The sequence below is a fragment of the Kribbella sp. DT2 genome (assembly GCF_049844575.1).
Taxonomy (GTDB): Bacteria; Actinomycetota; Actinomycetes; order Propionibacteriales; family Kribbellaceae; genus Kribbella.
The window spans coordinates 68852-87861 of sequence record NZ_JBNCLH010000014.1; the positions used below are offsets into that span (position 1 = coordinate 68852).

Annotated in this window: 21 protein-coding genes and 1 pseudogene; 9 read left to right on the forward strand and 13 right to left on the reverse strand. The window is 70.4% G+C overall.

What is annotated here, in order from left to right:
* Nucleotides 1-26 precede the first annotated feature (26 nt).
* Nucleotides 27-965 carry an alpha/beta hydrolase gene (locus ACLQ2O_RS39185; protein ID WP_425842557.1) on the forward strand — a complete coding sequence of 313 codons (939 nt, stop codon included), beginning with the start codon at nucleotides 27-29 and terminating at the stop codon, nucleotides 963-965.
* Entirely contained in the window at nucleotides 962-1660 is a 699-nt protein-coding gene (locus tag ACLQ2O_RS39190) for a CPBP family intramembrane glutamic endopeptidase (protein WP_425842558.1), read from the forward strand. The genes ACLQ2O_RS39185 and ACLQ2O_RS39190 overlap by 4 nt, the downstream gene beginning before the upstream one ends.
* Here the strand turns inward: ACLQ2O_RS39190 and ACLQ2O_RS39195 are convergent.
* The 3 genes from ACLQ2O_RS39195 to ACLQ2O_RS39205 are packed head-to-tail and all read right to left on the reverse strand — an operon-like array spanning nucleotide 1635 to nucleotide 4190.
* Nucleotides 1635-1910 (reverse strand): hypothetical protein, encoded by a 276-nt coding sequence (locus ACLQ2O_RS39195; RefSeq protein ID WP_425842559.1) that lies wholly within the window; start codon nucleotides 1908-1910, stop codon nucleotides 1635-1637. The two genes, ACLQ2O_RS39190 and ACLQ2O_RS39195, sit on opposite strands and share 26 nt — an antisense overlap.
* A 55-nt stretch (nucleotides 1911-1965) precedes the next feature.
* Nucleotides 1966-3273, reverse strand: a complete 1308-nt coding sequence (locus tag ACLQ2O_RS39200) for a carboxylesterase/lipase family protein (protein ID WP_425842560.1) — start codon at nucleotides 3271-3273, stop codon at nucleotides 1966-1968.
* Between the two features lie 11 nt (nucleotides 3274-3284).
* Complete coding sequence (locus tag ACLQ2O_RS39205) at nucleotides 3285-4190, reverse strand: MBL fold metallo-hydrolase (protein ID WP_425842561.1); 906 nt, start codon at nucleotides 4188-4190, stop codon at nucleotides 3285-3287.
* A 101-nt stretch (nucleotides 4191-4291) separates the two neighbouring features.
* Between ACLQ2O_RS39205 and ACLQ2O_RS39210 the strand changes: the two genes are divergently transcribed.
* Nucleotides 4292-5173: a helix-turn-helix domain-containing protein gene (locus ACLQ2O_RS39210; RefSeq protein ID WP_425842562.1), complete on the forward strand. Its 882-nt coding sequence runs from the start codon at nucleotides 4292-4294 to the stop codon at nucleotides 5171-5173.
* Here ACLQ2O_RS39210 and ACLQ2O_RS39215 read toward each other — a convergent pair.
* The 3 genes from ACLQ2O_RS39215 to ACLQ2O_RS39225 are packed head-to-tail and all read right to left on the reverse strand — an operon-like array spanning nucleotide 5154 to nucleotide 8120.
* Nucleotides 5154-6098 carry a Ku protein gene (locus tag ACLQ2O_RS39215; RefSeq protein WP_425842563.1) on the reverse strand — a complete coding sequence of 315 codons (945 nt, stop codon included), beginning with the start codon at nucleotides 6096-6098 and terminating at the stop codon, nucleotides 5154-5156. The genes ACLQ2O_RS39210 and ACLQ2O_RS39215 overlap by 20 nt on opposite strands.
* 28 nt (nucleotides 6099-6126) lie before the next feature.
* Complete coding sequence (locus ACLQ2O_RS39220) at nucleotides 6127-6660, reverse strand: DUF6912 family protein (protein WP_425842564.1); 534 nt, start codon at nucleotides 6658-6660, stop codon at nucleotides 6127-6129.
* Nucleotides 6657-8120, reverse strand: coding sequence for a WS/DGAT/MGAT family O-acyltransferase (locus ACLQ2O_RS39225; RefSeq protein WP_425842565.1), 1464 nt, complete (start codon nucleotides 8118-8120; stop codon nucleotides 6657-6659). Before ACLQ2O_RS39225 ends, ACLQ2O_RS39220 begins: the two co-directional genes overlap by 4 nt.
* 198 nt (nucleotides 8121-8318) lie before the next feature.
* On the opposite strand from ACLQ2O_RS39225, the gene ACLQ2O_RS39230 reads away from it, so the two are divergent.
* Genes ACLQ2O_RS39230 through ACLQ2O_RS39240 form a run of 3 tightly spaced genes read left to right on the forward strand, consistent with a single transcriptional unit; the run spans nucleotide 8319 to nucleotide 10871 of the window.
* Complete coding sequence (locus tag ACLQ2O_RS39230; RefSeq protein ID WP_425842566.1) at nucleotides 8319-8798, forward strand: cupredoxin domain-containing protein; 480 nt, start codon at nucleotides 8319-8321, stop codon at nucleotides 8796-8798.
* A 4-nt stretch (nucleotides 8799-8802) separates the two neighbouring features.
* Nucleotides 8803-10131 (forward strand): hypothetical protein, encoded by a 1329-nt coding sequence (locus tag ACLQ2O_RS39235; RefSeq protein WP_425842567.1) that lies wholly within the window; start codon nucleotides 8803-8805, stop codon nucleotides 10129-10131.
* Nucleotides 10131-10871 carry a nucleotidyltransferase domain-containing protein gene (locus ACLQ2O_RS39240; protein ID WP_425842568.1) on the forward strand — a complete coding sequence of 247 codons (741 nt, stop codon included), beginning with the start codon at nucleotides 10131-10133 and terminating at the stop codon, nucleotides 10869-10871. Before ACLQ2O_RS39235 ends, ACLQ2O_RS39240 begins: the two co-directional genes overlap by 1 nt.
* Here the strand turns inward: ACLQ2O_RS39240 and ACLQ2O_RS39245 are convergent.
* From ACLQ2O_RS39245 to ACLQ2O_RS39270, 6 genes and pseudogenes are all read right to left on the reverse strand, one after another.
* Nucleotides 10825-12048 (reverse strand): glycosyltransferase 87 family protein, encoded by a 1224-nt coding sequence (locus tag ACLQ2O_RS39245; RefSeq protein ID WP_425842569.1) that lies wholly within the window; start codon nucleotides 12046-12048, stop codon nucleotides 10825-10827. The two genes, ACLQ2O_RS39240 and ACLQ2O_RS39245, sit on opposite strands and share 47 nt — an antisense overlap.
* A complete protein-coding gene (locus ACLQ2O_RS39250; RefSeq protein WP_425842570.1) occupies nucleotides 12045-12698 on the reverse strand; it encodes an HAD family hydrolase in 654 nt (217 codons plus the stop codon). The genes ACLQ2O_RS39245 and ACLQ2O_RS39250 overlap by 4 nt, the downstream gene beginning before the upstream one ends.
* Nucleotides 12699-12753: 55 nt before the next feature.
* A complete protein-coding gene (locus ACLQ2O_RS39255; protein WP_425842571.1) occupies nucleotides 12754-13542 on the reverse strand; it encodes a DUF4097 family beta strand repeat-containing protein in 789 nt (262 codons plus the stop codon).
* 287 nt (nucleotides 13543-13829) lie between these two features.
* Nucleotides 13830-13967, reverse strand: a pseudogene (locus ACLQ2O_RS39260) (carboxymuconolactone decarboxylase family protein); the annotation flags it as partial.
* A 16-nt stretch (nucleotides 13968-13983) separates the two neighbouring features.
* A complete protein-coding gene (locus ACLQ2O_RS39265) occupies nucleotides 13984-15258 on the reverse strand; it encodes an AAA family ATPase (protein WP_425842572.1) in 1275 nt (424 codons plus the stop codon).
* The gene (locus ACLQ2O_RS39270) at nucleotides 15258-15917 is read right to left on the reverse strand and encodes an SAF domain-containing protein (RefSeq protein ID WP_425842573.1); all 660 of its coding nucleotides are present in this window, start codon (nucleotides 15915-15917) and stop codon (nucleotides 15258-15260) included. Before ACLQ2O_RS39270 ends, ACLQ2O_RS39265 begins: the two co-directional genes overlap by 1 nt.
* Nucleotides 15918-16142: 225 nt before the next feature.
* On the opposite strand from ACLQ2O_RS39270, the gene ACLQ2O_RS39275 reads away from it, so the two are divergent.
* Nucleotides 16143-16391, forward strand: coding sequence for a helix-turn-helix domain-containing protein (locus tag ACLQ2O_RS39275; RefSeq protein ID WP_425842574.1), 249 nt, complete (start codon nucleotides 16143-16145; stop codon nucleotides 16389-16391).
* A 58-nt stretch (nucleotides 16392-16449) separates the two neighbouring features.
* Here ACLQ2O_RS39275 and ACLQ2O_RS39280 read toward each other — a convergent pair whose 3' ends face one another.
* A complete protein-coding gene (locus tag ACLQ2O_RS39280; RefSeq protein ID WP_425842575.1) occupies nucleotides 16450-17004 on the reverse strand; it encodes a hypothetical protein in 555 nt (184 codons plus the stop codon).
* A gap of 167 nt (nucleotides 17005-17171) precedes the next feature.
* Between ACLQ2O_RS39280 and ACLQ2O_RS39285 the strand changes: the two genes are divergently transcribed.
* Both ACLQ2O_RS39285 and ACLQ2O_RS39290 read left to right on the forward strand, forming a co-directional pair.
* A complete protein-coding gene (locus ACLQ2O_RS39285; protein ID WP_425842576.1) occupies nucleotides 17172-18239 on the forward strand; it encodes a LysM peptidoglycan-binding domain-containing protein in 1068 nt (355 codons plus the stop codon).
* Between the two features lie 370 nt (nucleotides 18240-18609).
* Complete coding sequence (locus ACLQ2O_RS39290) at nucleotides 18610-18996, forward strand: Rv3235 family protein (RefSeq protein ID WP_425842577.1); 387 nt, start codon at nucleotides 18610-18612, stop codon at nucleotides 18994-18996.
* Nucleotides 18997-19010: the final 14 nt, after the last annotated feature.

Sequence of the window (19010 nt, forward strand, 5' to 3'; positions counted from 1 at the left end):
GCGGTCGACTCGAAGGGACGGACCCCATGCGCAGCTCACGACGCACCCTGCTCCGCGGCCTGCTCGGCGGTGCCGGGCTGACCGTTGCCGCACGACCCGCCTGGGCCGGGCGACGGCGACCGACGTTCGTCCTGGTTCACGGATCGATGTCGACCACCGGATTCTGGGCGCCGCTGGTCCGTGAACTGGCCGAGCGCGGTCACCGGTCGCTCCCGGTCGAGCTGCCGGGGCACGGCATCCGGTCAACCCTGGCACCGGCGTACCAGGCACCTCAGGACGCGGATGCCTTCGCCCGCGCTCCTTCCAGCACGGCGGCGCTGACGCTCGAGGACCACGTCGAGCACGTCGTCGAGCTCATCCGGCAGGTGGCGCGCCACGGTCCTGTCGTCCTGGTCGGGCACAGCCTGGGAGGCAGCTCGATCACCCGGGCGGCCTGCGCGGTGCCCGATCTCGTGGACCACCTGGTGTACGTCTCCGCCTTCTGCTGCGTCGAGCTGAAGAGTCCGCTCGACTATCTCGGGACGGCCGAAGGCCGGAGCGGTGCAGCACCGGCCGTCCCCGCGACCGTTGACCAGAGCATGGTTCCGTCCGGTGTCTCCAGGACGAACTTCAGGAGCGGCGATCCCGCGTTCCTGCGGGCCCTGAAGGCGGCGGTCCTGGCCGACGTGCCGGCGGACCGGTTCCTGGCCGTCCTGAACGCGGCGACCCAGCCGGACGAGACGATCGGCGTCAGCCTTGCCGACGCCCGGATCGACCCGACGACCTGGGGCCGGATCCCGCGGACGTACGTTCGGCTCACCGCTGACCGGCTGGTGACGCCGGCGCTGCAGGACCGGATGATCGCGGAGGCCGATCGGCGAGCGCCGCGGCACCGGTTCGCCGTACGGGAGATCCGGACGAGTCATCTCGGCGTCATGCTCAAGCACGGTGAGCTCGGCCGGATCCTTGGGCAGGTGTCGGCATGAACGGCCAGGATCTGGCGAACTACGCGTTGTTCCCGATCGGGCTGGTGCTCGGCATCTTCGCGTGGCGCGCGGGGCGAGTGCGGCCGGCCATCGCGTGGCGCGGGCGGGAGGCCGGGCTCGGTCTCCTGATCGGCACGGTCGCGATCGTGGCGATCTTCGCGATCGAGGTCGCCGCCGGGCTCGCTAGGGTGACGGGAGCCTCCGGCGCGGTCGGCGAGATCCTCGTACTGCTCGTCTACCTGGCGATCCTGGGCACTGTCGAAGAACTGATCTTCCGAGGACTGCTGCTGGCCGGACTGCTCGAGCTGACCGGTCGCGCCTGGCTGGCCACAGGCATCACGGCCCTCCTGGTCGCACTCCCGTACACGCTAGCCGAGGGCGCGAACCCGCTGACCTTCCTGAGCGCGTTCCTGGCCGGCGTCATGTACGGCGTCGCCTACCTGCGGACCGGGCGGATCTGGCTGTCGGTCGGCCTGCGCACGGCGTGGAACTTCGTCCAGGGCCCGGTGCTCGGATTCACCGTCAGCGGCACGAGCATCGGCTCGGACAGCATCCTGCAGCTGGACACCGACGGCCCGACCTGGCTCGCCGGCGGCGCGTACGGGCCGGAAGGCGGCCTGATCGCGATCGCGGTCCGGCTTGCGGTGATCGCGTTCCTCGTCGTCGCGGTCAGACGATCTTTACCGTCCCCGTGATCGCGTGGGTCGGGCCGGTCCACCAGCGCAGCGTGCCGCCGGCCGGCTTCACCCAGGTCGACACGTGGACCAGCGACTGGTTGTCGTCGCGGGACACCTTGTACAGCACGCCGGCCGGCGAGGCCCCCAGGACCTCGACGTACGGGCGGTCGAACAGGACACGGTCCAGATCCTGTACTCCCGCCGCGCCCGCCGAGATCGGTACCGCCCCCAGTACCAGAACCACCCCGGCCGACCAGCGTGCTTTCATCCCGACCCCTCCCCTTGCCCACCTCGATGCACGGGAAGGCCGAGAAGTTGCGCCTTCAGTCGAACAGCTGCACGCTGCCCGTCGCCCAGCCGGGATCGCCGGTCCGGGCAAACGCGATCCATGCCTGGTGCATGCGGGTGGCGAGCCCGGCCGGTGGTTCGTCGGGGCCGAGCAGGCCGGTGGGTCCGTGCAGCCAAGGCTCGTCGGCGAGGTCGAAGACGAACGGGAGCTCGACGGTGTGGGTGGCTCCGAGCTTCCCGCCCAGAGCGGTCGAGCGGTAGCCGAAGCGGTAGGCATGAGTGCGGCCGGCCGAGAGCCGGCGATGCGCCTCGGTCAGTCGCGCGGTCCCGGCACCGAACAGCGTTTCACCGAGCGTGGCGGAGCGGACCTTGTCGAGGTTGCCCTGCGGGACGAGGTACAGGTTTCCCTCCTCGAGGTTGGTCCCGATCAGGAGGTCCACGTCGGCAGCCGGGCCGTTGGCCAGCGAGTCGGCGGGCTGCTCAGCCAGTACGACGCTGAACGGGCTGAGCCCGGCCAGCGGGTCGTCGGCGGTCTCGGTCCGCAGGTCCAGGCCCGCGAGCTTCGGGAGGATCTCGAGGAAACGCTCGTCGGAAATCTCGGCGAACGCGGCGGCCGTCGGCTCCAGACCGAGCGCTTCGGCGGCCGCCTGGGTGACACGGTTCGCCTGCTCGGGGGTGAAGGCGCCGGTCCCGCTGCCGCTCTGGACGATCGCGCGCTGGAAGAGGCCCTTGGCCTCCGGCGTCGCGAGCAGGGCCCCGACCAAGGTGGCTCCGGCGGACTGGCCGAACACCGTCACGTTCGCGGGGTCGCCGCCGAACGCGCCAATGGAGTCGCGGACCCACTGCAGGGCAGCGATGACGTCGAGCAGGCCGCGGTTGGCGGGGGCGCCTTCCAGGTCGAGGAAGCCGGGGATGCCGACGCGGTAGTTCAGCGTCACGAGCACGACGCCGTCGCGGGCGAACGCCCGGCCGTCGTACAGGGGGGCCTGGGTCGAGCCCGTGACGAAGCCGCCGCCGTGCACGAAGACCATCACCGGTCGCGGTGTGCCGCCGGCGGCCGGCGTACGGACGTCGACGGTCAGGTACTCGTCGCCGCGCACCCAGCCGGGTCCGAAGTACGGGGTCATGTCGAGCCGGCCGAAGTCGCGGGCCGGCTGCGGCGCGGTGGGCGAGGGTTGGGTCGCGTCGCGGACGCCGTCCCAGACCTGGTACGGCGTGGGTGGTGCGAAGCGGGCCGCGCCGACGGGAGCCGCGGCGTACGGGATGGCGCGGTAGCGCTCGCCGTACTGGTCGCGGACGCCGCGGACGGCGCCGGCAGGGGTCTGGATGATCGGGTCTGTCACGGCCGTTCCTTTCAGGAGATGCGGGCGAAGCCGGCCCAGTCCTTGATGGCGAACCTCGCGCCGTCGCGGACCACCTCGGCCGCGCCGTGGCCGCCCAGGTGGGCCGGCAGGACGAGCGCGTTGTCCTCGGCGGCACGGCCGAGCAGCTTGTGGCGGGTGGCACGGGACTCGACCGGGTTCTCGCAGAAGCAGCTGTTCGTCTCCGGCTCGACGATCTGCAGCGCGGTGTGCACGAGATCGCCGACGAAGATCGCGCGGTCGCCGCCGGAGGCCAGGTTCAGCACGGACGAGCCGGGGGTGTGCCCGGGGGCCAGCTCCAGCGTCAGGTTCTCGTCGATCCGGTAGGCGTCGTCCCACAGGTGGGTCAGCCCGGCCTCGTGGACCGGCGCCACGCTGTCCTCGAACACGTTCTGGTTACCGCGACCGAGCAGCGGCTGGTGACCGTTCGCCGGGTTCCAGAAGTCGAAGTCCCGTTGGGTCATCAGGTACGTCGCGTTCGGGAACGTCGGCACCCAGGTCCGCCCGTCGAGGCGGGTGTTCCAGCCGACGTGGTCGATGTGCAGGTGCGTGTTGACCACCAGGTCGACGTCCTCGGGCCGTACGCCGGCCGCGGCGAGGTTGTCCAGGTAGCCGGTCTCGAGGCGGCTCCACACCGGCGCGTACGGCCGGTCCTTGTGGTTGCCGACGCCGGTGTCGACGAGGATCGTTCGGCCGCCGCTGCGCAGCAGCCAGGTCTGGATGGCGGAGATGCACTCGCCGGTCTCGGGGTTCCAGAAGTCCGGGGCCAACCAGTCCCGGTGCTCGTCCCAGGAGCCGTCGGGGCTCTCGGGGAAGAAGGTGGCAGGGTCCATCTCGACCGTGCCGTAGTACTCCTTGACGCGGGTGACGGTAACGTCGCCCAAGGTGATCTGATCCATGCCGCCGAGTCTTGGGCGGGATCTTTCGAGCGACCAGACCCGTCCTGTCCTACCCCTCGCAGGGTGTGGTTCGGGTTTGGCCGGTCACGCACACTGGACCGATGGACGGACCTGGACCGCTCGGCGACTTCCTCGGCGCACGGCGCGCGCGGCTGCAGCCTGAGGACGTGGGACTGCCCGAAGTCGGGCCGCGCCGGCGGGTGCAGGGCCTCCGTCGGGAGGAGTTGGCGCTGCTGGCGGGTGTCAGCGTGTCCTACTACACCCGGCTCGAGCAGGGGCTGTCGCGCGGGGCGTCGCCGGAGGTGCTGCAGGCGATCGGCCGCGCGCTCCGACTGGACGCGCACGAGCAGGACCATCTCGAACGGCTGGCCGAGGCCGGGCGGCGGGCACCGCGGGTACGGCGGCCGCGGACCGAGAAGGTCACCGCCGAGACGCTGGATCTGATGCGGGCGCTGGACGGAGTGCCGGCGCTGGTGCTTGGGCGGCGTACCGACGTACTGGCGTGGAACGAGTTGGGGCACTCGCTGCTCGCGGGGCATGTCGATCGGGCGTCGGCCGACGACTCGGCGCAGCGACCGAACGTGGCGCGGCTGATCTTTCTCGACCCGCACAGCCGCGAGCTCTACACGGACTGGGACCGCAAGGCGCGGGCCGTGGTGGGCAACCTTCGGATCGTCGTCGGGCGGCACCCGGAGGACCCACGGCTGGCGGCGCTGATCGGTGAGCTGTCGATGAAGAGCCCGGAGTTCGTGGCGTTGTGGGCGGACCACCGGATCACGCCGTGCGACGCGGCGTCGTACGAGCTGCATCACCCGCTGGTCGGCGCGGTGACCGTGACGCAGCAGACGCTGGCCATCGCCCGGTCCCCGGAGCAGAACCTGATCGTGGTGACCACAGCCGCCGGCTCACCGTCGGAGGCTGCGCTCACCCTGCTGCGTCAGTTGCCGGCTACGACGGGATCGCTCATGCCGACTTCTTCGTAGCCTTCTTGGCCGCCGTCTTCTTGGCCGGCGCCTTCTTCGCGGCCGCCGTCTTCTTCGCCGGCGCGGCCTTCTTGGCGGCCGTCTTCTTCGCCGGGGCCGACTTCTTGGCCGGTTCCTCCGAGGACGATCCACCACCCGCACGACGCGCCTTCGCGGCCTCGACCGACGCCCTCAAGGCGGCGACCAGGTCGACCACCTCGGCGCCCTCGGTCTCCTCCTCCTCGGCCTCCGCCGGCAGCGGCACCCCCGCGGCCTTCGCCTCGACGACCTGCTCCAGCGCGTGCCGGTACTCGTCGTGGTACTGGTCCGGGTCGAACTCGCCGCGCAGGGTGTCGATGTACGACGCGGCCATCGCCTTCTCCTGCTTGCGGATCTCGATGTCCTCGTCCGGAGCGGCGAACGACGCGTCACGCACCTCGTCCGGCCAGAGCATCACCTGCAGGATCAGCACGTTCTCGTGCGTGCGCAGCAGCGCGAGGCTCTCCCGCGAGCGCAGCGCGACCTTCACCAGCGCGTACAGCTCTGATCCCTCGAGCGCGTCCCGGAGCAGCACGTACGGCTTCCCGCCGGGCCCGCCGTCCGCGGCCAGGTAGTACGACTTGCCGAGGTAGAGCGGGTCGACCTGGTCGGCCGGCACGAACTCGAGCACGTCGATGACCTTCTTGCTGGACAGCGGAAGGTCGGCGAAGTCGTCCGGCTCCAGCACCACCATCCGGCCGTCGGCCATCTCGTAGCCCTTGCCGATGTCGGAGTACGGGACCTCTTCACCGTCGATCGAGCAGATCCGCTTGTACCGGATCCGGCCGCCGTCGGCCACGTGCACCTGCCGGAAGGAGATGTCCTTCTCCTCCGTCGCGGAGTACACCTTGATCGGGATCGTCACCATCCCGAACGAGATGGCCCCCTTCCAGATCGCCTGTGCCATCGCCATCAGCTCCCTGTCAGCTCAACCGTCAAGCCTTGCCCCGCCGGCCTTCCGCGGCCAGGAGATCGGGGATCTCCTGCGTCGCGTACCACAGCAGGTCTTCACCTTCGCACGAGTCGAGGGCGAAGACAGCGTCTTCGTGATCCGGATTCGCGGTGTCACCGCGCGCCACGTCCCAGAGGTCGGCCGCCTTGCCGACGATCTCGGCCGCGCTCTCCGCGTCCAGGTGCACCGCCGCGACGGCGCTCCACGGGATCACCACGTGCAGCTCCAGCCGGGCGTCGCCCAGGTGGACGCTGCCGTCGGCGGGCGGCACGGCCGCCACCTCGCAGGCGATCACCACCCGTTTGCGCGGCGCGCCGGGATCGGCGGACAGCAGACCGACCGAGGCCTTCGCGGCCTGCGCCATCGCGGCGTACTCGAGCTCCTCGTCGTCGCCCTGGGTGTACCACTCGCGCAGCGCCGGCGTCACGGCGTACACCGTCATCGGCGCCGGGCCGACCTCGGCCGCGTGGCAGGCCGCGTCGAGCAGCGGCAGCGTGGACGGTACGTAAACCCTCATTGGCCCGCCTTCTTGGTGCTCCGGGGCTTCTTCCGGCCGCGCGTGGCCCGGTTCCGGCTGCCCTTGGTGGTGTCCAGCAACTCGTCCAGCGCGTCGGTGACGCACTGCGCGAACACGGCCAGGTCCGGCATCGCCGTCCGGTCCGCGTTCAGCCCGAACGAGACCTTGCCGTCGTACGACGTGACGCCGACCGACAGCCCCTGGCCGGGCATCAGCGGGACGACGGGGTACGACGCGAGCATCGGCGCGCCCTGGGCGTAGAGCGGGAACTGCGGCCCCGGCACGTTGGTGATCACGACGTCGTCGATCGGCCGGACCGTGGCGGTGGCGACCCGGGCGGCGAGCGCGTGCAGGGTGGTCGGGGCGAAGCCGGCGATGCCGACCAGCGAGCGGGCGCTGACCGCGCGCCCGGTGTCCTTGTGCACCTTGGTCTGGTACGAGATCTGGTGCAGCCGCATGACCGGCGAGTTCTCCCCGACCGGCAGGGTCACGGTCGAGGCGATCACCGACGAGCCGAGCGAGGTCGGCTCCTCGTCCTCGTCGTCGCGGATGCTCACCGGGACGACGGCGCGCACGCTCCGGGTCGGGCCGACACCTTCGCCCCGGGTCATCATCCAGGCCCGGAACGCGCCCGCGACGACGGCCAGGACCACGTCGTTGATCGTGCCGCCGTGCATCGCGCGCACGGTCCGGAAGTCCTCGAGATCGGTCTGCACGGTGGTGAACCGGCGCTGCCCGGAGGTCTTCACGTGCAGCGAGCTCTCCTGCGCGTGCCGCTGCGCGACCAGCGAGCCGACCACGTCGCCGATCACCTCACGCACCGAGGTCGACCCGGTCAGGCTGGCCATCTCGGCGCGCGCCAGCTCCAGCACGGCGGTCGGGTGCCGGGTCGCGTCGGCGAAGACGCCGGCCAGCAGCTCCAGCGCGGACGGCGGGTGGTCGGGCTGCCAGGTGTCGGTGGGCGTCTCCCGCGGGTGCGCGGTCGAGTCGAGCACGACCTGACCGATGTCGACCGTGCTGTTGCCGTCGACAAGGGCCTGGTGGGACTTGGAGATGATCGCGAACCGGTCGCCCTGCAGGCCCTCGACCAGGTACATCTCCCAGAGCGGACGCGCCCGGTCGAGGCGCCGGGACATGATCCGGGCGACCAGCTCGAGCAGCTGCGCGTGCGTGCCGGGGCGCGGCAGGGCGGAACGCCGTACGTGGAAGGTGATGTCGAACTCTTCGTCGTCGACCCAGACCGGCCCGGCGAAGCGGCCCGGCACCTGCTGGACCCGCTGGCGGTAGCGCGGCACGAAGGCGATCCGGTCGCGGATCAGCGCGACCAGGCTCTCGTAGTCGAACTCGTCGTCGGAGTGCACCGGCGGCTCGAAGATGTCGACCGTGCCGACGTGCATCGGCGTGGCCGGGGACTCGGCCTTGAGAAAGGTCAGGTCGAGCGACGACAACCGGTCCGGCATCCGCGGGTCCTTCCTTCCTCTGGGTGGTCCGCTCACCCTAGCCGCCCGCGCCGACAGTGAGCTGCGACACTACTGAAGGCGATCGTGACACGACTGATGGTCCTGGGCGGGAACCCGGCGCGGCCGGTGTTCGTAGCACCCAGTGGGCGTGTTCGGCGCCCGACAGTGTCCTACCTTGCCTGAAAGGCTCCTCGCATCATGCGTTCGACGTTCTCCCGCGGTACCGCTCTCGCGCTCCTGCCCGCCCTCGGCATGCTGGTCCTGGCCGGCTGCGGCGACGACTCCAGCGGCGGCTCGCCGTCGCCGAGCGCACCCGTGACGACGCCGAGCGACACGCCGTCGGTGACGCCCAGCGAGACCCCGGCCGACCCGAAGAACACCCCGTCGAACACCACGGACCCGTCCGGCGAGCAGGCCGACGTGACCATCAACGTCACCGTTGCCAACGGCAAGGTCAACCCGAGCGGCGACAGCATCAAGGTGACCGCCGGCCAGACCGTCCTGGTCACCGCGGTCAGCGACGCGGCCGACCAGCTGCACATCCACGGGTACGACAAAGAGCTCGAGCTGGCGCCGGGCAAGCCGGCCTCGGTCAAGTTCACCGCGAACATGAAGGGCACCTTCGAGGTGGAGACGCACGAGAGCGGCAAGCTGGTCGCCAAGCTCGTCGTCTCCTGACCTGATGACACCTCTTCTGCTGCCGCTCCACGGGATCGGCGGCCGGCAGGACCTGCCCGTCCCGTTCGGGCTGGCCGTCGGGGGCGCCGCGGTCGCGATCGCGCTGTCGTTCGTCGTACTGGGGCTGGCCTGGCGTACGTCGAAGTACCGGGGCAACGCCTCGGGCCGGCCGCTGCCGGACGGCGTCACCCGGACCGTTGACGCCGGGTGGTTCCGCTGGGTCGTCCGGCTGATCGGGCTGGCCGTCTTCCTGTACGCGATGGTCTCGCTGCTGTTCGGCGTCGACCGGCTGACCAACCCGATCTTCGGGTTCGTCTACATCCTGGTGTGGGTCGGGCTGGTGCCGCTGTCGCTGCTGCTCGGCCCGGTCTGGCGCACGCTCAACCCGCTGCGCACGATCCACCTGCTGATCTCGAAGCTGCTCCGCCAGCCGGCGTCGCAGGGTCTGCTCGAGCTGCCGAAGTGGGTCGGGCTCTGGCCGGCCGCGCTCGGCATCCTGGCGTTCACCTGGCTCGAGCTGGTCGCGCCCGACCGCGCGACGCTGCCGGTGCTGCAGGCCTGGATGGCCTTGTACGTCGTGATCACGCTGTTCGGCGCGATCCTGTTCGGCGACCGCTGGTTCGCCGCCGGCGACCCGTTCGAGGCGTACGCGACGCTGATGTCGCGGCTGTCCCCGTGGGGCCGGCGTGACGACGGCAAGATCGTGTTCCGCCGCCCGCTGGAGAACCTGGACGGCCTGAAGGTCCAGCCCGGTCTGGTCGGGCTCGTCGCCGCCCTGCTCGGCAGTACGGCGTACGACGGCTTCTCGAACTCGTCGGCCTGGATCGGCTGGGCGCAGAACTCCGGCTACTCGATGACCCTGCTCGGCACGGGGATGCTGATCGTGTTCATCCTGTTCGTGCTGGTCACGTACTCCGGCGCGACGCTGCTGGCCGGGCGGTTGTCGGACAGTTCCCGTTCGTCGCTGCCCGGGTTGTTCGCGCACTCGGTGGTCCCGATCGCCTTCGGGTACGTCGTGGCGCACTACCTGACGCTCTTCATCCTCGAGGGCCAGCGGACGCTCATCTACCTGAGCGACCCGCTGAGCAACGGCGCCAACGTCTTCGGCACCGGGCTGCTCGCGGTCAACACCGGGATCACCAACCACAGCACGACGATCTCGGTCATCCAGGTCCTCGCCGTGGTCTGCGGCCACCTGCTCGGTGTCGTCTCGGCCCACGACCGGGCGGTCGCGTTGTTCCCACGCCACAAGGCCTTGGCCGGCCAGATCCCGCTGCTGGTCGTCATGGTCGGCTACACGGCCGGCGGACTGCTGCTGCTGTTCTCGTCCTGATGTTCACGCCCGCGGAACGTTCGGCCCTCCGCGACCAGTTGGTCGCGGAGGCACGTTCCGACGCGCGGATCACCGGTCTCGCCCTGACGGGATCGGCGGCCGCTGGGGCTGAGGACGAGTGGTCGGACATCGACCTGTACCTGGGCCTGGCCGGCGATCCTCAGGACGTGCTCGACGAGTGGACCACACGCATGTACGCCGAGCACTCGTGCGTCGCGCACCTGGACCTGCGGGTGCGGCGTACGACGTACCGGGTGTTCTTCCTGGCCAGCACTCTGCAGGTGGACGTCGCCTTCGCGCCGGCCGCGGAGTTCGGTGCGCTGGGGCCGGCGTTTCAGGTCGTCTTCGGGGACGCCGTCGAGCAACCGGCGGGCGCCCCGCCTGATGCCGCCGGGCTGATCGGCATGGGCTGGCTGTACGCCTTGCACGCCAGGTCGAGCATCATGCGCGGGCGCGGCTGGCAGGCGGAGCACATGATCAGTGGTCTACGGGACCAGGTGCTCATGCTTGCTTGCCTTCGGCATCAGGTGCCTGCGGGCGATGGGCGTGGCTACCACCTGTTGCCACCGGCCCTGCTGCGACCGCTGGAGGCCACGCTCCTGCGGGCGATCGACCCCGCCGAGCTCGACCGGGCGTTCGGGGCGGCGATCCAGGTCTTCCTCGACGAGGTTGCCTTGGTGGACCCTGCTCTCGCTAGCCGGCTGAGCGCTCCGCTGCGGGAGCTTTCGCTCGCGACGTGATCGCCAGGACGACGAACGCGATCATTCCCAGGATCAGGTGTGAGTTGCCCGGGATGGACTGCCAGAAGGACCAGCTGAGCTCGCGGTCGTCGCGGAACGGGACCCACCAGATCGAGCGGAGCACGAACAGCCCGTACCAGAGCACGGCGGTGACGATCGCGGGGCGGCGACCCCACTGGCGGTCGACCGCGCGGATCAGGCTGATGCCGAGCGGGATGATCCAGACCCAGTGGTGGCTCCACGAGACCGGGGACGCGTAGAGCACGGCCAGCGCCATCACCGAGATCGCGGTGACGCGTTCGTCGGCCAGCCAGTAGCGGCGGGCCAGCCAGAGCACGAGCAGGCCGAAGACCGCGGACAGGACGAACCAGACCGGCTGGATCCAGCCGGCGTCGTCGCCGAGGCGGCTGAGGAAGCCCATGAACGACTGGTTCGCGGTGTAGGCCAGTCCGCCGACGCGGTTGGCGTTGCGCACGACGACGGTCCAGTACTCCCACGACTGGTTCGGTACGACGGCGAAGCCGATCGCCATCGTCGCGAGCAGCCCGAGCAGCGCGTTGCGGAACGCCCGCCACTGCTTGGTGACCAGCAGGAACGCCAGGAACGGCAGCGGTGTCAGCTTGATACCGATCGTCACGCCGACCCAGAAGCCCCGCCAGCGCGCGTTCTGCGGCCGGACGAGGTCGAGCAGGATCATTGCTGTCAGCAACAGGTTGATCTGGCCGAACTGGATCGTCTGCCAGACCGGTTCGAGCAGCAGCGACGCGAGCGTCAGGGCGGCCAGTACGGCGATTCGCCTGTTGCTCAGGTGTTCTGGCAGCAGGTTCCACGCGCTGTTGGGGAGCGCTGTGCGCCAGATCGCCGCGATGCAGAGGACGGAGATCGTCGTCCAGACCACCAGTGCGACACCCCACGGCACCGCGGCCAGCGGGACCATCGCGATCGCGGCGAACGGCGGGTAGGTGAACGGCAGGCCCGAGCCGGGCAGCTGCGCGTCGTACAGGGAGGCCCGGTCGAGCAGCACGGAGCCGCCCATCCGGTAGACGCGGAGGTCGATCATGCCGCCGAACAGACCGTACGCCCAGGCGCCGAGGGCAACGAACGCGGCGCAGCCGAGCACGGCGACGACGATCCAGCGGCGATCAGTCCGGTGGATCTCGGGGGAGGTCGTGGTCACGTGAGGTCGACTCCGAACAGGGTCTCCAGCTCGCGCAACGTGTCGTCGTACGCGGTGTGGTGGATCGCGGTCATGCCGAGCTTCCGGGCGGCCTCGACGTTCAGCTCGAGGTCGTCGACGAACACGCACTCGGCCGGCGGAAGGCCGATCCGCTCGGCGGCGAGCAGGTAGATCTCGGGCTCGGGCTTGCGCAGCCCGACCTCACCGGAGATCACCAGGTCGTCGAACATGCCTTCCCAGGTGTCGACCGGGTAGCTGTTGCCCCACGAATTGGACAGCAGGGCGGTCTTGATCCCGTGCCCCTTCGCCCGCCGTACCAGCGCCGTCATCCGCGGCTCGTGCTCGAAGTGCGCGAACATCCGCTCGATCAGCCCTTCGGCCCGCAACGGCGTCCCGTCCCGCGTCAGCAGCAGCGCCGCAAGCTTCCGCTCGAAGTCCGGTACGGCGATCTGCCCACGCTCCAGCGCGTGAATCGGGTTGATCTCGGCCTCGGCCGGGTCGGCCCCCAACCACTCCACCACAGCCTTGAAGTAGGCCTCGAAATCAAGGTTGTCCAACTCGGCCCACCGCCCGAGCGCCACGTCGAGCCCCGACGTCAGCACCCCACCCCAATCAACCAGCAGCCCCCGCAACACCTTGTCGTCAGACATGCGCGCAAGACTACTCACGCCCCCGCCTGCCCCCGGCATCCAGCCCGGCGGAAGGTCAGTGAGCGTATTCGACCGTCACGTCGCCCGACGAGGTCTTCGCGGTGATCGTCCGGGTGGCCGCCGGATCCGTCCTGACCTCGGCCTGCTCGTCGCCCGACGACGTGTCGGTATCGACCTTGTAGGTCTCGGTCCCCTCCGGAACCACCACGGTGACATCCCCCGAAGTCCCCTGCGCCCGCACCTCGTCCGGCGCGGCAGCGAACGTCAGGTCGACCTTCCCCGAGGTCGTCTTCCCGTTCACCTTCGTCGCCGTCAGCGCATCGCCCTCGATGTCGCCCGACGTGGCGTTCAGCGTGATCTCCCCACCGACCGCGTGCACCTCGATGTCCCCCGAGGTGGTCTTCAGCGTCCCGACCTCGGCAACGTCCGACACCTTGATCGTCCCGCTCGTGTTGTCGACCGACACCACGAGATCCTTCGGCACGGTGATCACGTAGTCCGTGTCGCACCCGAAGGACAGGAACGTGCACCCGCTCGACTTCACCTCGAGCGTGCCGTCGCGGTAGCTCTCGTCCGGGTTCCTCCCGAACACGCTCTTCTTGAACTTCCGGTCGACCTTGATCTCCGGCCCGTCGCCCGCCACCACCTCGATGTCCGAGGACTTGCTGACCACCGTCAACGAGGTCCCCTGCACCGGGTAGCTGTCCCGCGTCGTCTTGGCTTCGTCGGTCAGGTTGGTCAGCGCCCAGTAAGCGCCCCCGAGAATCAGCGCCACCGAGATCGCGATCCCGAACCGCCGCTCAGGCGTCATCGCCCCACCAGACCGCCCCTGCACCTCGGACATCGCGCTCCCTAACTGCTTCCCTGCTGACCCCTCACCCTGACACACCCCCAGCCCGCTGTCGGCGGGGTTTCCCCCCGAAAACACCCCAGTCCACCCTGAGTCCCCCCACTCGCGGCCCGCTCCCCCGCCGGTCCCCACCCAGCCGCCCCACCTCGCCAGTCCTCACCCCGGCCGCCCACCCAGCCGCCCCACCCCGCCAGTCCTCACCCCGGCCGCCCCACCCGCCAGTCCCACTCCGCACCCTCATCCCGTGCTGCGCACCACCTCGTACGCCGCCCACCCCACCGTCACCCGACCGGAAGCAGTCCCCGCTCGGCGAAGACCTTCTTCGCGGTGAACGTCGCGTTCAGGGCGCGCGGGAACCCGCAGTAGACGGCCGAGTGCAGCAGCGCCTCGCTGATCTGCTGCGGGGTGAGGCTAGACGTTGCAGCGCGCTCTAACTCAACCCCCGGAGCTCAGATGGTCCTTCTCGACCCCGGCGGCCAACTGCTGGAAGGCCTTGCGAAGCTTGCTGGACTTGGCGGTCTCGAGCAGGCTCCGGCCGTGCGTGAGCGCGGCATCCGTCGCCGCCAGGTCCAACGGCAGGAGCGCCGCCGGCCCCACCCCCGCGTACTGGACGAGCGCCTCGGCAGCGGCATCCGCCGGGGAGCTACCGAGCGATCCCGAGCGCACGCGGTTCACCACCACGCGGGTAGTTGCCGACGGCACCATCGCTCGGAGCTCGTGCAGTGCGCGGATCAAACGAGTCAGCCCGACCGGATCCGCCGTACCGACGACGATCACCTCGTCGGCCTCCTCCAGCGTCGCGAGCGTCGCGCCGTTGCGCCGCGGCGCGAGCGTGTCGAACGAGATCTCCTCGTCACTCTCGATGCAGAAGCTCACGTCGACCACCGTGCACGGCGCCAACTGCCGTGCCGTCGACCAGACCGACTCCAGCGCCGTCGGCCGCAACTCGGTCCACCGGTCAGCGCGACTCAACCCCGTCAGCACCAGCAGGTAGTCAGCAACACCCCGCGCGTGCCGAGCCAGCAGTTCCACATCGAGCGAACCACTCCCCGCCGACCGCGCAGCAGCGGCCAGCCCCGACGTCTCGTCGAGAATCCCCAGCATCTGCGCCACCGACCCGCCGTACACGTCGGCGTCGGCCAGCAGCGTCGGGATCTGCCGCGCCGACAGCTCAGTCGCCAACCCGACCGCGACCGTGCTCCGCCCCGGCGCCCCCGTCGGCCCCCAGACGGCGAGCAGCCTTCCCTTGCCCGACGGGTCGTAGTGCCGCTCGGGCGGCGTTGTCCCCGGCGGCACCGGAATGAACCCACCGGCGAAGTGCGAGACCGTTGTCGGCGGCCCCGAATCGACCGCGTCCGTGATCGCGCGCCCGAGGTCCTCCCCGCTCACGTCGGCCGGCAGGATCCGCTCGATCCCCATCCGCGCCAGCCGATCCTCGGCACCACTCGGCTCACCGTTGTCCGACGGATCGACCAACGCCAGTACGACGATCCGCCGCGCGTGCAACGCGGCCACCGCGTCCGACGTGAGCCGCGGCAGATCCTCCGCGAGCAGAACAGCCCGAGCCTGCCCACTCGCGGCCGCGGCCATCACGTCAGCAATGTCCACGCACCGACGCACGATCCGAATCCCCGGCGCCTGCTCGGCACGCCGTACGACGTCCGCCTCCCACGGCGCACCAGTCACCGCCAGCAGCACGGGTACAGCCATCAGCGGCCCCGTCGTACGAGGACTGGTTCGCCGGAGCTCATCGCGGCGAGCGCGGCGGGCAGTTTGGGAAGGTCAGCGGGGTCCAACCCGACCAGCACCTGCCGGCGCGCCGACCCGCCTGCGACGCCCTTGACGGCGTCGATCTGGCTGACGCGGACGGTGTCCCAGAGCTTCCGGGCCGGTTGGGCGGCGTCCTTCGGGACGACCCAGATGTCGACCTGGTCGCCGACCGCAGTGTCGGCTGGCAGGCGGCCGGCGGCGATCGCCAGCGGGAGCTCGGTGCGGTCGTTGTCCGTCTGAGTCACCGCTGCCTGACGCGGGACGAACTCGCCGGCCTTCACCGGGCGAACCATCACCAGGCCCTGCAGGTCGGCGTCGGCCGTGACGTACTGGCTCGCGGCATCGCTGCTCGTGAAGCGGACCCGGACCGTGGTCAGGTCTTCCGAGGTCAGCTTCGTACCGGCCGGGAGGTCGCGGTCGGCGGCCCAGATCGCCGTGGTGTCGTCGGCGGACGACAGCAACTTGGCGCCCGCCAGCGCGGTGATCGCGACCAGCAGCACGCCGAGCACGAGCCGGCCGTCCCGCCACCGGGCTCGGCGGTTGCGCTGCGGCGGCGCCGACGGCACCGCGAACCCGCTGCGAACTGGACTCTGCACCACGTCTGACTCTTTCCTGTCACCTGTCGGTCGCGCTCCGGAGCCGCCCATTGTGCCAACTCCGTCGCCCTGCGTGCTTTCGGTTGTCCACAGCGTCGCCGCGCAGCTGCGACCTGGGGACAAACTCAATCGTCCGGGGGCCAACCATGGCAAACTTAAGGAACCGGAACTGCAGGAAGTTGCAGTTCCCACCCCTCCACGTCGACCAGCGAAAGGGCGTCAGGACGAATGCCTGCACCGCGCTTCCTCCAGCTCTCCGACGTCGCCGAGGTCCTGAACATCTCGGCCAACCAGGTCTACGCCCTGGTCCGCCGCGGCGACATCCCCGCCGTGAAGATCGGCGGCCGCGGTCAGTGGAGGGTGGAGGCGACCGAGCTGGAGAAGTACATCGAGCGGCTGTACACGGAGACCCGCCAGTTCATCACCAGCCACCCGTTCGGCGAGGAAGCCGAGCAGTCCGAGGACGTCAACCAGTAGCCGACACTCGTCGCTCTGGTGTGAGGACGATCCGGGCGGGGAGCCGCGGCAGGCTCGGCTAGCGGCGTCTGAGGGCCGAGAGGGCCTGCGTGGGGACCAGTCGGGTGTTGTAGACCTCGGTACGGCGACGCGGCGCGTCCAGGGGATGCTCGGCGATCTCGAGGAAGTCGGCGCCGACGCGGTCGACGGTGCCGGTGATCGGGTGGGCGTGCGGCCCGGCGCAGAAGAGCGTGACCGGCGAGCGGTCGCGGGCGATTCCGCGGAGTAGGTGAGCGAGGCCCAGCTTGCCGGCGACGGCACCTTCGGCCGGCTCGGCCCAGGGGCCCAGGCCGTGCACCGAGGTGAGGGCCTCGACGGGGATCAGCCATTCCTCGAACCGCTCGGCCTCCACGAGCAGGCAGTCCTTGCCGACCCGGACCAGTTCGCCCTGAACCGGCTCGGCGTGCGTCAGCTCGACCCGGACGATCGTGCCGACCGCCCCACGGAGGCGGTCGAGCAGCGTGATCTTGCCGACCTCGGCCCGGATCCGCTCGGCGACCTCGCCGTACAGGTCGCCGTCCTGCAGCGCCGCGAACTGCGACTCCAGGTCCTCGAACAGAGCATCCAGACGCATGCGCTCGAACCTACCCGCTCGAGCGTTCATCAGCACTCTCCGTGCTCGACTTCTACTCTCCGTCGTCATGCTGTCGGCCTTTGACTTGCCAAACCCTGCTGAGAGCGGTCTATATTGGTCAAGCCAACGCAAACTCACGCAAACGCATAGGTCGAGGACGAAAGCAGGTGAACGCGATGATCCGGGGGCTCAAGGCGGTGATCGCGCTGGGTGCACTGGCCGGCGCCGGCTTCGCCCTGCGCTGGGTGACCGCCGGAGCCATGGCCGAGGCGTCGACGCGCGACCTGATCTCGATGGCGTTCGTCACCGTCGCCGCGGTCGCCTGGACGGCGTACGCGTGGCTGCTGCTCGCGGTCGTCGCCACGGCGCTCGAGCAAGCGCCCGGCGTACTGGGTCGTGCCGGGGCTGCGCTGGCTGGGCGGATCACCTCGCAGACCTCGCGGACGCTCCTGCGCTCGGCGCTGGGGGTCGCCGCTGTCACTCCGCTGACCATCGGGGTCGCGCATGCCTCACCTGCCAACCCGCCGCAACACTCGACGACCTCCGGCGCTGCCGCTTGGCGCGCGACCGAGCCGGCGTCGACTGTCCGGCTCGATCAGCCGACCTCACCGAACGAGTGGCGGCTCACGGAGAAGCCTTCGAGCGTGCGCCTGGCTGATTCGCCGGCGGAGGCCGCGGGGCGCCCGCAGTACGAGCCGAGCTCGAAGATCGAGATCGGCCAGCCGGGCGGCGACGCCGGCACGAACCGTCCCACCGGCCCGGCGACTCCTGCCCCGGGCGATTCGTCCAACACCCGTACGAGCGAGCAGGCAGTTCCCCAACCGGGCGGCGAGGCAACTCCCCGTCCAGGTGGCCAGACAACTCCTCGTCGGGGTGATCAGGCCAGGCCCGGTTCTGGCGATCAAGCTGCATCCCGTCCGGGTGACCCGACCGCTACCCGCGGGGAGCCGGAGATTCGGGTGCCGGATCGGCCTACCGATGGGGCTCCGGTTCGGTACACGGATCTCGGGAGCGGGCGGCACGTGGTGCTGCGGGGCGAGTCGCTCTGGTCGATCGCCGCTGCCGAGCTCGGCGCCGGAGCTTCGGACTCAGCCGTCGCCGCCCGGTGGCCGCAGTGGTACGCCGCGAACCGCGCGGTGATCGGCCCCGACCCCGACCTGCTCCTCCCCGGCCAGGTGCTCCACTCCCCGCCCTCCCTCGACCGTCCCGTGCCGCAGACCCCTCAGGAGAAGTGACATGACCACCAGACGCAACCTCACAGCCGTCCCCCACCCGTCCACCTCCACGAGCCAGGCGCCGGCCGAAGAAGTCCTCACGGACGGCACCTCTCCAGCCGCTGCACGCGAAGCAGGTACAACCGAGCTCACAACCGCAACCGACCGTGGCCCCGTGAGCACGACCGCCCCGACGGGTGTCGTAGGTGGAACAGCTGTCGCGGGGTCCGAGGGCCGCGGTCGATCAAGCAACGCGGGAGCCGATGGCCGGCGTGGAGCGGCGGAGGGTGGCGGGCCTCGGACTTATCCGATGGGGGCTACGGGGATTCGGGCGAGGCAGGAGGCTCTGCCCACTCATGGGGCCTTGGCGCTGCAGTACGAGGTGGATGAGGTGGAGGTACAGGCTCGGCCGGTACTGCGGCTGGTGCCGGCGGGGCCCGCGGTGCCGGACGTGCGGGATTGGGCGGCCCGGTTGGTGCAGGCGATCGCGGAGACGGTCGGTGGGGATCGGCCGGTGAGTCAGCTGCTGCGGTGGACGGACACGGCGGTGTACGTCGACGTGCATCGGCGGGTGCGCCTGCTCGGCCTGACGACGACCGCGGGGAAGCGCGCGGCGAAGGGTCGGAGCGCTGTGCGGTCGGTCCACGTTTGCCAGCCGGACCGAGGAGTGGCCGAGGTCGCCGCCCATCTGCGGACCGGCGGACGCTCTCGTGCGATGGCATTGCGACTGGAGATCCGCCGAGGCCGTTGGGTTTGTACGGCGCTGGAGCTCGGCTAACCAGCCGGTGACCA